Origin of the sequence: Pseudomonas sp. 7-41 (assembly GCF_021233075.1) — a bacterium.
Classification (GTDB): Bacteria; Pseudomonadota; Gammaproteobacteria; order Pseudomonadales; family Pseudomonadaceae; genus Aquipseudomonas; species Aquipseudomonas veronii.
Window position 1 is genome coordinate 1,290,963 of record NZ_CP089551.1, and the last position, 12,756, is coordinate 1,303,718.

The 12,756-nt window shown below is 61.4% G+C and carries 12 protein-coding genes and 1 other RNA gene; 9 read left to right on the top strand and 4 right to left on the bottom strand.

Annotated features, from left to right (window positions below):
• Positions 1-67: 67 nt before the first annotated feature.
• The 4 genes from LQ249_RS05745 to LQ249_RS05760 form a co-directional block, all read right to left on the bottom strand.
• A complete protein-coding gene (locus tag LQ249_RS05745; protein ID WP_017845939.1) occupies positions 68-649 on the bottom strand; it encodes a BON domain-containing protein in 582 nt (193 codons plus the stop codon).
• Positions 646-1,239: a phosphoheptose isomerase gene (locus LQ249_RS05750; RefSeq protein WP_003171862.1), complete on the bottom strand. Its 594-nt coding sequence runs from the start codon at positions 1,237-1,239 to the stop codon at positions 646-648. The genes LQ249_RS05745 and LQ249_RS05750 overlap by 4 nt, the downstream gene beginning before the upstream one ends.
• Positions 1,240-1,331: 92 nt before the next feature.
• The gene (locus LQ249_RS05755) at positions 1,332-1,703 is read right to left on the bottom strand and encodes a YraN family protein (RefSeq protein WP_017845938.1); all 372 of its coding nucleotides are present in this window, start codon (positions 1,701-1,703) and stop codon (positions 1,332-1,334) included.
• Positions 1,703-3,514, bottom strand: coding sequence for a penicillin-binding protein activator (locus LQ249_RS05760; RefSeq protein ID WP_232566247.1), 1,812 nt, complete (start codon positions 3,512-3,514; stop codon positions 1,703-1,705). Before LQ249_RS05760 ends, LQ249_RS05755 begins: the two co-directional genes overlap by 1 nt.
• Positions 3,515-3,701: 187 nt before the next feature.
• Between LQ249_RS05760 and rsmI the strand changes: the two genes are divergently transcribed.
• The 9 genes from rsmI to mraY all read left to right on the top strand — a co-directional run bounded on the left by rsmI (position 3,702) and on the right by mraY (position 12,752).
• Positions 3,702-4,607 carry a 16S rRNA (cytidine(1402)-2'-O)-methyltransferase gene (rsmI, locus tag LQ249_RS05765; RefSeq protein WP_162231502.1) on the top strand — a complete coding sequence of 302 codons (906 nt, stop codon included), beginning with the start codon at positions 3,702-3,704 and terminating at the stop codon, positions 4,605-4,607.
• Between the two features lie 96 nt (positions 4,608-4,703).
• Positions 4,704-5,057, top strand: an RNA gene (gene rnpB, locus LQ249_RS05770) — RNase P RNA component class A.
• Positions 5,058-5,412: 355 nt separating this feature from the next.
• The gene (gene mraZ, locus LQ249_RS05775; RefSeq protein ID WP_003171868.1) at positions 5,413-5,868 is read left to right on the top strand and encodes a division/cell wall cluster transcriptional repressor MraZ; all 456 of its coding nucleotides are present in this window, start codon (positions 5,413-5,415) and stop codon (positions 5,866-5,868) included.
• Complete coding sequence (gene rsmH / locus LQ249_RS05780) at positions 5,865-6,812, top strand: 16S rRNA (cytosine(1402)-N(4))-methyltransferase RsmH (protein WP_010213048.1); 948 nt, start codon at positions 5,865-5,867, stop codon at positions 6,810-6,812. The genes mraZ and rsmH overlap by 4 nt, the downstream gene beginning before the upstream one ends.
• Positions 6,809-7,102 carry a cell division protein FtsL gene (ftsL, locus tag LQ249_RS05785; RefSeq protein WP_017845934.1) on the top strand — a complete coding sequence of 98 codons (294 nt, stop codon included), beginning with the start codon at positions 6,809-6,811 and terminating at the stop codon, positions 7,100-7,102. The genes rsmH and ftsL overlap by 4 nt, the downstream gene beginning before the upstream one ends.
• The gene (locus LQ249_RS05790; protein WP_164673122.1) at positions 7,102-8,844 is read left to right on the top strand and encodes a peptidoglycan D,D-transpeptidase FtsI family protein; all 1,743 of its coding nucleotides are present in this window, start codon (positions 7,102-7,104) and stop codon (positions 8,842-8,844) included. The genes ftsL and LQ249_RS05790 overlap by 1 nt, the downstream gene beginning before the upstream one ends.
• Positions 8,844-10,307, top strand: coding sequence for a UDP-N-acetylmuramoyl-L-alanyl-D-glutamate--2,6-diaminopimelate ligase (locus tag LQ249_RS05795; RefSeq protein WP_017845932.1), 1,464 nt, complete (start codon positions 8,844-8,846; stop codon positions 10,305-10,307). The genes LQ249_RS05790 and LQ249_RS05795 overlap by 1 nt, the downstream gene beginning before the upstream one ends.
• Positions 10,300-11,670, top strand: a complete 1,371-nt coding sequence (locus LQ249_RS05800; protein ID WP_232566248.1) for a UDP-N-acetylmuramoyl-tripeptide--D-alanyl-D-alanine ligase — start codon at positions 10,300-10,302, stop codon at positions 11,668-11,670. The genes LQ249_RS05795 and LQ249_RS05800 overlap by 8 nt, the downstream gene beginning before the upstream one ends.
• Positions 11,670-12,752 carry a phospho-N-acetylmuramoyl-pentapeptide-transferase gene (gene mraY / locus LQ249_RS05805; protein WP_046384653.1) on the top strand — a complete coding sequence of 361 codons (1,083 nt, stop codon included), beginning with the start codon at positions 11,670-11,672 and terminating at the stop codon, positions 12,750-12,752. The genes LQ249_RS05800 and mraY overlap by 1 nt, the downstream gene beginning before the upstream one ends.
• The last annotated feature ends 4 nt before the right edge of the window (positions 12,753-12,756 follow it).

Genomic DNA, 12,756 nt, shown 5'->3' on the forward strand with positions numbered 1-12,756 from the left:
CTGCAGCCAATAAAAAGGGCGCCGTGCAATCAATGCACGGCGCCCTTTTTTGTGGCCGTCGGTTACATCAATCGATGTACTCGAACACCTTCACGATCTTCTGTACGCCGGACACACCCTGTACCAAGTTCGCCGCACGGGTCGCTTCTGCCTGGGTCAGCAGGCCCATCAGGTAAACGATGCCGTTGTCGGTGACGACTTTGATGCGTGAACCGGGAATGGCGTTGTCGGTCAGCATCTGCGCCTTGATCTTGGTGGTCAGCAGCGCATCGTTGCTGATGGCCAGCAGGGTGATCGGGTCCATTACCTGCAATTCGTTGTGGACCTTCTTGACCCGCTGCACGGCCGAGGCGGCTTGTTCGGCCTGGGCCTTGAGTTCGGCACGTGGCGTTTGGCCGGCGAGCAGCACCACGCCGTTGAAGCTGGTCACGACGATGCGCGACGCGCCATTGCCCAGGTCCGTAGCGGCCTTGGCGACGTTGACCTCGACCTTGGTTTCGATCAACGAGTCGTCAATCTTGCTGCCGAAGGTGCGGGTGCCCTTGTCGTCCTGGATGGGGGTGTCACGTGTCGCGGTGATTGCCGTGCTGCAGCCGCTGATGCCGAGGCACAGCGCAATCGCCAATAGGCTGAGGCGTTTAACGGTCATTCTTCACTCCCGAACAGTTGGCTGTCGATCAGATCGCACAGGCAGTGGATCGTCAGCAGGTGGACTTCCTGAATACGTGCGGTGACATTGGCCGGGACGCGAATCTCCACGTCCTCGGGCAGCAACAGCGAGGCCATGCCGCCGCCGTCGCGGCCAGTCAATGCTACGACAATCATTTCGCGATCATGTGCGGCCTGGATCGCCTGAATAATATTCGCCGAGTTGCCGCTGGTGGAAATCGCCAGCAGCACGTCACCCGGTTGCCCCAGGGCGCGGATCTGTTTGGAGAAGATTTCGTTGTAGCTGTAGTCGTTGGCGATCGAGGTGATCGTCGACGAATCGGTGGTCAAGGCAATGGCCGGTAAGCTCGGACGCTCGCGCTCGAAGCGGTTGAGCAACTCGGACGAGAAATGCTGGGCATCGCCGGCCGAGCCGCCGTTGCCGCACGAAAGCATTTTGCCCTCGTTGAGCAAGGCATTGACCATGACCTGACTGGCTTGCTCGATGTGCGGTGCAAGTACGTCCATCGCCTGTTGCTTGGTGTCGATGCTGGCCTGGAAAAGCTGGCGAATTCGGGATTGCATGTCCATCTGTGTGACCTTAAGTAGCGCGGCTATTTGGCACAGGAATGTGCAGCCCGCAAAGCAAAGAGCAAAAGTATGTGGTGAAGATGTCCGGCGAATCAGCTGTCGAAGGCATCTTTGAGCCAGTTCAAATCAGCTTTGCCAGACGGTGTGCTTTCAATGGCAACCACATCGAAACGGCAGGGGGAGTCAGCCCAGCGATGCTCCTTGAGCAGGAAAAACTGCGCGGCGAGTATCAGCTTCTGACGCTTGCGCCCGTCGATACTGGCGAGCGCGCCACCCCATTGTGCGTGTTTTCTGTAGCGGACTTCGACGAATACTACTGTATCGCCGTCAAGCATGACCAGATCAAGCTCGCCGCGTTTACACAACCAGTTCTGCGCCAGAAGGCGCAGACCCTGTTGTCGAAGATACTCAAGCGCTTGAAGTTCGGCATCCTTGCCGCTTTGTGCGCTGGACCGCTCGGGCATCAGCGTGGGGTATCGGGCAGACGCTGGACCTCGCCGCCGACGAACTTCGCCCACGGCATCTGGCGGTCAACGCGCTGGTGCGTGCTGATGCCCAGGTTGCCCGAGAGGCCGTCAATGCGCGTATCCGGCAATGCCTTGAGTTGGCCTACGCGTGGCGCCAGGCGGTAGGCATCGACGCCCATCGCGTACAGGCGGCCAAGGCTGCCATTGGCTTGCGGCCATTGTGCAGCGACCTGGTTGCGCAGCGGGTCGGTGGTGTTGAGCAGCCAAGGGGTTTCGCAGAACATCACGTTGGTCATGTCCAGGTACTGGTTCTTGTCGCCGCTGGCGCTGAACACGTGAGACGTCGCATACACCGGCACGTCGCCAGCGTACTGGAAGTTCAGGGTCGGCTTGATCTGCTGGGCCAGTTGCGGGGTGACGGCCAGGAAGATGAACTCGATATCCTGGCGACGCGAAGGTTGTGCGGCGACGTCGGTGCCGACGGCGCTTTGCAGGCTCTTGGCACGGCCTTCGCTTTTACGCAGTTGGAACAGATCGGCAATCTGCTGGGCGAGGGCGACCGGCTGGTCGACGTACTCGACGCCGACAACGGTGCCGCCGTTGGCTTCCCAGTCCTGGCGGAAGGCCTTGTAGACACGCTCACCCCATTCGCCACGGGGCACCATCGCAGCGGCGCGGTGCAGGCCGTCGGCACGGGCGCGGCGCGAGACTTCGCGAGCTTCGTCTTCAGCCGCCAGGCCGAACTGGAACAACTGCGCCGGGTTTTGATCGGTCTCGCTGTAGTTCAACGCCAGGGTGGTAATCGGCAATTGCGGGCGCGCGCTGAGCTGTTTGACCAGCGGCTTTTCCAGCGGCCCGACGACCAATTGCACGCCGGCAGCCTTGGCCTTGGCGTAGAAGTCGTCGAGGGAGGTCAGGCGCGAGCTGTCATAGAACTCGATGACCGGCGGCTTCTGCCCGGCTTGTTCAGCCTGGTAATGCGCGGCCATGAAGCCTTCGCGCAGGGCCTTGGCCACGGTGGCCAGTGGACCCTCCTGCGGCAGTAGCAGGGCGATCTTGTTCAGCGGCTGGCTCGCCAGTTCCTTGAGTTTGGTCAGCGGCGTCGGCAGTTGCACGGCGGCCGGATGGCCCGGGTTCTGCGCACGCCAGGTGTCAATGGCGGCTTGCTGTTGCTCCAGCGTGCCGGCGCCCTTGACCGCCTGGGCCAGGGTGATCCAGCCGTCGAGCGTCGGGTTGCCGCTGGCTTGCAGCTGTTCGGCCGGCAGCGCGGCAATCAGCGCCCAGATGGCTTCATGGTTGCTCTTGGCGGCGTCGCCGGTCAGCAGTGGCGCCATGGTCACACGCTCGCGAGCGGCGGCCAGGGTCTGGCCGTCGGCTTCATAGGCGCGTGCATGTACGGTGCCGGTGCGGACCTGCTGTTCGGCCGGCAGCTCCTTCAGGTTCTGCAGGCTGGGGTGGTTCAACGCCGCCAGCGCGGCCTTGGGCTGGTTACGCGTCATGGCCAGTTCGGCGGCCAGGGTGTTGGCGAACACCTGCGCGGCGGGCTTGAGAGCATCCAGCGGCACCTGCGCAAGAATCTGCGACGAGCGGCCAGCGTTGTTCTGGTGGTAGGCCATGTCGGCCGCGCTCAGGCGCAGCAACGCAGCTTTTTCGGGCGTGTTGGCGGTAGTCGCCTGTTCGAGCAGTTGCTCGATACTGGCATCCGGGGTCCGTGGCAGGTCGCCAAGGCGGGACGAGGGCGAGCTGGCACAGGCGCCCAGCAAGGCAGCGAGGCAGAGGGCGGAGAGCAGCCGCAGGCAAGGGATCATGTAAGTGTTCCTGATACCGATCAAATTAGCGTGGAATTGTACCCAAGCACTGGCCCAGGCGCGATGTTACTGGCGTGAAACCGTGAATTTAGGTGGTGCAAATGTTGCGTTTGGGTGGCTAGGGCCGACCGACGGCTGAAACGGCATCCATCTCGATGGCATATTTCCGCGGCGTCGACGCGCTACAATGTGGCTTTTGCCAACCATCGAGGTGTGCGTTTTGACTGCTCCAGGTCCTTTGAATTCCACTGCAGGCTCGCTTTTTGTCGTGGCGACGCCCATTGGCAACCTGGACGACATCAGCGCCCGGGCGCTTAAAGTGTTGCGCGACGTTAAATTGATCGCTGCGGAAGACACTCGGCACTCCCAGCGCTTGATGCAGCATTTCGGCATCAGTACGCCATTGGCGGCCTGCCACGAACATAACGAGCGCGAAGAAGGCAGCCGTTTTATCACGCGCCTGCTGGCCGGTGACGATGTGGCGCTGATTTCCGATGCCGGTACCCCGCTGATTTCCGATCCCGGTTACCACCTGGTCCGTCAGGCGCGTGCCGCGGGTATCAATGTAGTGCCGGTTCCGGGCGCATGCGCGTTGATTGCGGCGTTATCCGCCGCGGGGTTGCCGTCGGATCGTTTCATCTTCGAAGGTTTCCTGCCGGCCAAGGCGGTGGGGCGTCGCGCACGTCTTCAGGCGCTTAAGGAAGAACCGCGCACGCTGATCTTCTATGAAGCCCCGCATCGTATCCTCGAATGCCTGCAGGACATGGAGCTGGTGTTCGGTGGCGAGCGCCTGGCGCTGCTGGCCCGCGAGCTGACCAAGACCTTCGAGACGCTCAAGGGGCTGCCGCTGGAAGAACTGCGCGCGTTTGTCGAGGGTGACAGCAATCAGCAGCGTGGCGAGTGCGTGGTGCTGGTGGCGGGTTGGACGGCGCCGGAAAATGAAGACGCCGTCGGTGGCGAAGCCATGCGCGTTCTGGATCTGCTGCTCAAGGAGATGCCCCTTAAGCGAGCGGCGGCGCTGGCAGCGGAAATCACCGGGGTGCGTAAAAATGTGTTGTATCAGGCCGCGCTGGATAAACAGAAAGCCGAATAGTTCCGGGGTTAAACCGGTATTCCGTCTGAACGTGATGGCATTGCTGCACTTTTAATACTTGTCCTAACTCCGTCGTGCCGTTAACCTGCGCGGCGGAGAGTCGATTGGACAGTCGCTGCCCTCTATGAAAATTAGGGGGGGGAGGAAAGTCCGGGCTCCATAGGGCGAAGTGCCAGGTAATGCCTGGGAGGCGTGAGCCTACGGAAAGTGCCACAGAAAATAACCGCCTAAGCACTTCGGTGCCGGTAAGGGTGAAAAGGTGCGGTAAGAGCGCACCGCACGTCTGGCAACAGTTCGTGGCTAGGTAAACCCCACTTGGAGCAAGACCAAATAGGGTCCCAAGGCGTGGCCCGCGCTGGGACCGGGTAGGTTGCTAAAGATGTCCAGTGATGGCCATCGTAGACGAATGACTGTTCAAGACAGAACCCGGCTTATAGATCGACTCTCCACCTTTTTTCCTTCTGTCCGAATCTCGTGCAGAAACCCGGTAGTAACGCAAGAATCCCTCCCTGCCAAATCATTGGCAGATGCATCTTGGTAATACCAAAAAAATCTTACTCTTAATAAATTACTTTAACTTTGAAGCATAGCTCTTTGAGCTATTTGTGCTTATTGAGCCAAAAATACCGCTGAACTCTGATTTCTCCTCCTCTTGCGCTCCTAAATCTCCGTTCTGTAAGGCTTTTCCTTGAATCCGCGCCTTGACGGTGTGGTGGGCGCATTCCTATAGTGTGCGCAAGTGGCGGAAAGTGGCACAAAGTGGGTTTTTTTAACGTAAAGCGCTAAAATTTGGAGAAACGCATCTGTGTTTCGCGGAGCTAACGCTATCAGTCTCGATGCAAAAGGCCGTCTCGCTATGCCGAGCCGGTATCGTGACGAGCTGATTTCGCGAAGTTCCGGGCAGTTAATCATCACGATCGATGCCGTTGACCCTTGTTTATGCGTTTACCCCCTCGATGAGTGGGAGTTGATTGAAACCAAACTGCGTGCCTTGCCTTCATTGCGTGAAGAAAACCGCCGTCTGCAGCGTTTGCTGATCGGTAATGCCGTCGACCTCGAACTCGATGGCAGTGGTCGTTTCCTGGTGCCTCCGCGTCTGCGCGAGTACGCCAAGCTCGACAAGCGCGCAATGCTGGTGGGCCAACTGAACAAGTTCCAATTGTGGGACGAAGATGCCTGGGATGCTGTTTCTGCAGCTGACCTGGCTGCTATTCAACAACCGGGCGCCATGCCTGATGAACTGCGTGATTTGATCTTGTGACTATTGATAGCGGCTTTAACCACATCACCGTACTGCTTGACGAAGCCGTTGAGGCTCTCGCCGTACGCGCGGATGGCTGCTATCTGGATGGCACCTTCGGCAGGGGCGGGCACAGCCGGTTGATACTCAGCCAGCTCGGGCCCGACGGTAAACTCCTCGGGTTCGACAAAGACCCCCAGGCGATTGCCACCGGGCAAGCGCTAGCGGCCGAAGACGGCCGCTTTGTCGTTGTACAACGCAGCTTTGCCGAGCTGGGTGCCGAAGTCGCCGAGCGCGGCATGGCAGGCAAGGTGGCCGGGGTTTTGCTCGACCTGGGCGTGTCCTCGCCGCAGCTCGATGACCCGGAGCGCGGTTTCAGTTTCATGAACGACGGCCCGCTGGATATGCGTATGGACCCCACCCGTGGTGTCAGTGCCGCCCAGTTCATCGCCACCGCGCCGGTGGAAGAAATCGCCCGTGTGTTCAAGGAATACGGCGAAGAACGCTTCGCCGGTCGCATGGCGCGCGCCGTGGTCGAGCGCCGCGAAATCCAGCCGTTCGAGCGCACCGCCGACCTGGCGGAAGTGCTGAAAGTCGCCAACCCTGCCTGGGAAAAGGGCAAGAACCCGGCGACCCGTGCGTTCCAGGGCCTGCGCATTCACGTCAACAATGAGTTGGGCGATCTGGAAGCCGGCCTCGAAGCCGCGCTGGAAGCCTTGGAAGTGGGCGGGCGCCTGGTGGTGATCAGCTTCCACTCCCTGGAAGACCGCATCGTCAAACTGTTCATGCGTCGCCTGGTCAAGGGTGAATCCGACAACCTGCCACGCAACCTGCCGGTGCGTTTCGAAGCCTTCGTGCCGAAAATCAAAATCCATGGCAAGGCGCAGTTCGCTTCCGAAGCTGAACTCAAGGCCAACCCACGCTCCCGTAGCGCCGTCATGCGCGTCGCGGAGAAGTTGCGGTGAGCAGGCTCTTCGCCAAGCCCCTCCCGGGCGGCAGCTTCTTTATGTTGCTGCTGTTTATCGGCGTGCTGGTGTCCGCGATTGCGGTGTCCTACAGCGCCCATTACAACCGCCAACTGCTCAATACCCTGTACGGCGAATTGAGTGTGCGTGATAAAGCGCAGGCGGAGTGGGGCCGGTTGATCCTCGAGCAAAGCACCTGGACCGCCCACAGCCGCATCGAAATACTGGCCACCGAACAGTTGAAGATGCACATCCCTGGCGCGGCCGAAGTTCGAATGGTGGCGCCATGATGAAACTCGAAGGCGCACTTTACCCGTGGCGCTTCCGCCTGATGCTCGGCTTGCTGGCCTTGATGGTCGGCGCCATCGCCTGGCGGATCATCGACCTGCAGGTGGTCGACCGCGACTTCCTGATCGGCCAGGGCGATGCTCGTAGCCTGCGACATATTCCGATTCCAGCACACCGCGGCCTGATCACCGACCGTAACGGCGAGCCCCTGGCCGTCAGTACGCCGGTGACCACGCTGTGGGCCAACGCCAAGGAATTGCAGGTAGCCAAGGACAAGTGGCCACAACTGGCTGCCGCGTTGGGTCAGGACCCGAAAGCCCTGGCCGAGCGCCTGGAAGCCCAGGCCAATAAAGAATTCATCTACCTGGTTCGCGGCCTCACCCCCGAACAGGGCCAGCAAGTGCTCGACCTCAAGGTCCCCGGTGTCTACGGCATCGAGGAATTCCGCCGTTTCTACCCGGCCGGTGAAACCACCGCGCACATGGTTGGCTTTACCGACATTGACGACCATGGTCGCGAAGGGGTTGAGCTGGCCTACGATGAATGGCTGGCCGGCGTGCCCGGCAAGCGACAGGTCATCAAGGATCGGCGCGGCAGACTGATCAAAGACGTCCAAGTCACCAAAAACGCCAAGGCCGGCAAGCCCTTGGCGTTGTCGATTGACCTGCGCCTGCAATACCTGGCCAACCGCGAGCTGCGTAACGCGATCATCGAGAACGGCGCGAAGGCCGGCAGCCTGGTGATCATGGACGTGAAGACCGGCGAGATCCTCGCCATGGTCAACCAGCCGACCTACAACCCGAACAACCGTCGCAACCTGCAACCGGCGATGATGCGCAACCGCGCGATGATCGACGTGTTCGAGCCGGGTTCGACCATGAAAGCCATCTCCATGAGTGCCGCCCTGGAAACCGGGCGCTGGAAGCCCAGCGACAAGGTCGAGGTCTACCCCGGCACCCTGCAGTTGGGCAAATACACCATTCGTGACGTGTCGCGTACCGAAGGCCCGGTGTTGGATCTGACAGGTATTCTGATCAACTCCAGTAACGTGGGCATGAGTAAGGTCGCCTTCGATATCGGCGGCGAAACCATCTACCACCTGGCGCAAAAGATCGGCCTTGGCCAACCCACCGGCCTGGACTTCCCGGGTGAGCGCGTGGGCAACCTGCCGAACTACCGCGACTGGAAAAAAGCCGAGACCGCCACGCTGTCCTACGGCTATGGCCTGTCGGTGACCGCGATCCAGCTGGCCCACGCTTTCTCTGTATTGGCCAATAACGGTCGGATGGTTCCTTTGAGCCTGATCCACGTCGACGAAGCGCCGAAAGCGACCCAGGTGATTCCGGAAAACGTCGCCAAGACCATGCAAGGCATGCTGCAACAAGTGATCGAAGCACCGCGTGGCGTATTCCGCGCCCAGGTGCCGGCGTATCACGTGGCCGGCAAGTCGGGTACTGCGCGTAAGACCTCGGTCGGCACCAAAGGCTATGCCGAGAACTCCTATCGCTCGCTGTTCGCCGGTTTCGGCCCGATGAGCGACCCGCGCTATGCCATCGTCGTCGTGATCGATGAACCGAGTAAAGCGGGCTACTTCGGTGGCCTGGTGTCGGCGCCGGTGTTCAGCAAAGTGATGTCCGGCACCCTGCGCCTGATGAACATCACGCCGGACAACCTGCCGCCGACCCAACAAGCGAACGCCGGACCACCGGCCGCCGCGGTAAAAGCCAATGGAGGGCGCGGCTGATGTCTCTTAGCCTGAACAAGATTTTTGCCCATGCCGGTCGCGATCTGCTGATCCGCGAGCTGACGCTGGACAGTCGTAATGTACGCGCCGGGGACCTGTTTCTGGCGGTGCCTGGCGGTAAATACGATGGCCGCGCGCACATCGCCGATGCCCTGCAACGCGGCGCCGCCGCCGTGGCGTATGAAGTGGACGGTGCCACCGTGCTGCCGATCACCGACGTGCCGTTGATTCCCGTCAAGGGCCTGGCCGCGCAACTGTCGGACATCGCCGGGCGTTTCTACGGCGATCCGAGCCGCCACCTGAACCTGATTGGCGTGACCGGCACCAACGGCAAGACCAGCGTGACCCAACTGGTCGCCCAGGCGCTTGACCTGTTGGGCCAGCACTGCGGCATCGTCGGCACCCTGGGCACCGGTTTCTATGGCGCGCTGCAAAGCGGCCTGCACACCACGCCGAACCCGATCGCCGTGCAAGCGACCCTGGCCGACCTGAAAAAGGCCGGTGCCAAGGCGGTTGCCATGGAAGTGTCGTCCCACGGTTTGCACCAGGGCCGCGTTGCTGCGCTGGCTTTCGATGTGGCGGTGATGACCAACCTGTCCCGCGATCACCTGGACTACCACGGCACCATGCAAGCCTACGCCGCCGAGAAGGCCAAGCTGTTTGCCTGGAACGACCTGAAGTGCCGCGTGGTGAACCTGGATGACGCGTTCGGCCGCGAGCTGGCTGCCCAAGACAGCGAAGCGCGCCTGATCAGCTACAGCCTGGAAGACTCCCGCGCCTATCTGTATTGCCGCGAAGCCCAATTCAATGACGAGGGCGTGCGCGCCACGTTGGTGACGCCGCAGGGCGAGCACCATTTGCGCAGCACCTTGCTGGGGCGTTTCAACCTGAGCAACGTCCTCGCGGCGATCGGTGCGCTACTCGGCCTGGATTACGCGCTCGATGAAATCCTGCGCGTGCTGCCGAAGCTGGAAGGCCCGGCCGGCCGCATGCAACGTCTGGGCGGCGGTTCGCAGCCGCTGGTGGTGGTCGATTACGCCCACACCCCGGACGCACTGGAAAAAGTCCTGCTGGCCCTGCGCCCACACGCCAAGGGCAAGTTGCTGTGCCTGTTCGGCTGTGGCGGTGATCGCGATCGCGGCAAGCGTCCATTGATGGCCGAGATTGTCGAGCGTCTGGCCGATGGCGTGCTGGTCACCGACGACAACCCGCGCAGCGAAGACCCGAGCCAGATTTTCGACGACATCCGCGTCGGCTTCAAAGACCCATCCAAAGCCAGTTTCATTGCCGGTCGCGGTGCGGCCATTGCCCAATTGATCGCCAGCGCCAGCGTCGACGATGTCGTGGTACTGGCTGGTAAAGGTCACGAGGACTACCAGGAAATCAACGGCGAGCGCCACGCTTTCTCCGATCTGGTCGAGGCCGATCATGCCTTGACCGCCTGGGAGGTCGCCCATGCTTAAAGCGATGAAATTCAGCGAGCTGACCCAGGCCCTCTCGGCGCGCATGCTGTCGGGTGATTGCAGTTTCAATGGCGTCAGTATCGATAGCCGTGTGATCAAGCCGGGTCAACTGTTTGTTGCCCTGGCCGGTCCGCGTTTCGACGGCCATGACTACCTGAATGAAGTCGCCGCCAAAGGCGCGGTCGGTGCCCTGGTGCAACGCGAAGTGGCGGACTCCACCCTGCCGCAATTGCTGGTGGCCGACACGCGCCTGGCCTTGGGCCAACTGGGTGCGCTGAACCGTGCGGCGTTCACCAAGCCGGTGGCCGCGATCACCGGCTCCAGCGGCAAGACCACGGTCAAGGAACTGCTCGCCGGTGTCCTGCGCACGCGCGGGCCGGTGCTGGCCACCCGTGGCAACCTGAACAACGATTTCGGCGCACCGCTGACCCTGCTCGAACTGGCCCCGGAACACACGGCGGCCGTGATCGAGTTGGGCGCTTCGCGTATTGGCGAAATTGCCTACACCGTGGCGCTGACCAAGCCTCACGTGGCAATTATCAACAACGCCGGGACTGCCCACGTCGGCGAGTTCGGCGGCCCGGAAAAAATCGTCGAAGCCAAGGGCGAAATCCTCGAAGGCCTCGATGCCTCGGGCATAGCTGTGTTGAATCTTGACGACAAGGCCTTCGAGACCTGGCGTGTACGCGCCGCCGGTCGCAAGGTGCTGACGTTCGCCGTGCTGAATGCTGCGGCCGATTTCCACGCGTCGAACATCGCGGTCGACGCCCGTGGTTGCCCGTCCTTTACCTTGCATTCGCCGCAAGGCGAGCAGCATGTGCAGTTGAACCTGCTGGGCAACCATAACATCGCCAATGCCTTGGCGGCCGCGGCTGCGGCTTACGCCCTGGGCGTGTCTCTGTTCGGCATCGCCACCGGCCTGGGCGCGGTGCAACCGGTCAAGGGCCGTACCGTCGCGCAATTGGCCAGCAATGGCATGCGCGTGATCGATGACACTTACAACGCCAACCAGTCCTCGGTCTGCGCCGCCATCGACCTGCTCAAGGGTTTCGACGGGCGCAAGGTGCTGGTGCTGGGCGATATCGCCGAACTGGGCGATTGGGCCGAACAGTCCCATCGGGAAGTCGGCGCTTACGCCAGCGGCAAAGTCGACGCGCTCTACGCCGTCGGCCCGAACATGGCTCATGCCGTCAATGCCTTCGGCCCCGGTGCGCGGCATTTCGCCACCCAGGCCGAGTTGATCCAGGCGCTGCGTGCGGGCGAACAAGACAAACACACAACCATTTTGATCAAGGGATCGCGCAGCGCGGTGATGGAAAACGTCGTCGTGGCCTTGTGTGGCTCAAGTACGGAGAAACATTAATGCTGCTGCTGCTGGCTGAGTATCTGCAACAGTTCCACAAAGGCTTCGCGGTCTTCCAGTACCTGACCCTGCGCGGGATTCTGGGCGTGCTGACCGCGCTGTCTCTGTCGCTGTTCCTGGGGCCGTGGATGATCCGCACCCTGCAGAACCTGCAAATTGGTCAATCGGTTCGCAATGACGGCCCGCAGTCGCACCTGTCCAAATCCGGCACCCCGACCATGGGCGGCGCGCTGATTCTGTCGTCCATCGGCATCAGCACCTTGCTCTGGGCCGACCTGTACAACCGCTACGTTTGGGTGGTGCTGCTGGTGACCTTGTTGTTCGGCGCCATCGGCTGGGTCGATGACTATCGCAAAGTGATCGAGAAAAACTCCAAGGGGCTGCCAAGCCGCTGGAAGTATTTCTGGCAGTCGGTGTTCGGCCTGGCCGCCGCGATCTTCCTCTACATGACGGCTCCAAGCGCGGTCGAGACCACCTTGATCATCCCGATGCTCAAGGATGCGAGCATTCCGCTGGGCATCGGCTTCGTGGTGCTGACCTACTTCGTCATCGTCGGCTCCAGCAACGCGGTGAACCTGACCGACGGCCTCGACGGCCTGGCGATCATGCCGACGGTGATGGTGGGCGGCGCATTGGGCATCTTCTGCTACCTGTCGGGTAACGTGAAATTCGCTGAATACCTGCTGATCCCGTATGTGCCGGGCGCCGGTGAACTGATCGTGTTCTGCGGCGCGCTGATCGGTGCCGGGCTGGGCTTCCTGTGGTTCAACACCTATCCCGCGCAAGTGTTCATGGGCGATGTCGGCGCACTGGCGCTGGGCGCGGCCCTGGGCACCATCGCGGTGATCGTTCGCCAGGAAATCGTGCTGTTCATCATGGGCGGTGTGTTCGTGATGGAAACCCTGTCGGTGGTCATCCAGGTGGCTTCCTTCAAATTGACTGGGCGCCGCGTGTTCCGCATGGCGCCGATCCACCACCACTTTGAACTCAAGGGCTGGCCTGAGCCGCGTGTGATCGTCCGATTCTGGATCATCACCGTGATTCTCGTGCTGGTCGGCCTTGCCACCCTGAAACTGAGGTAGAAAC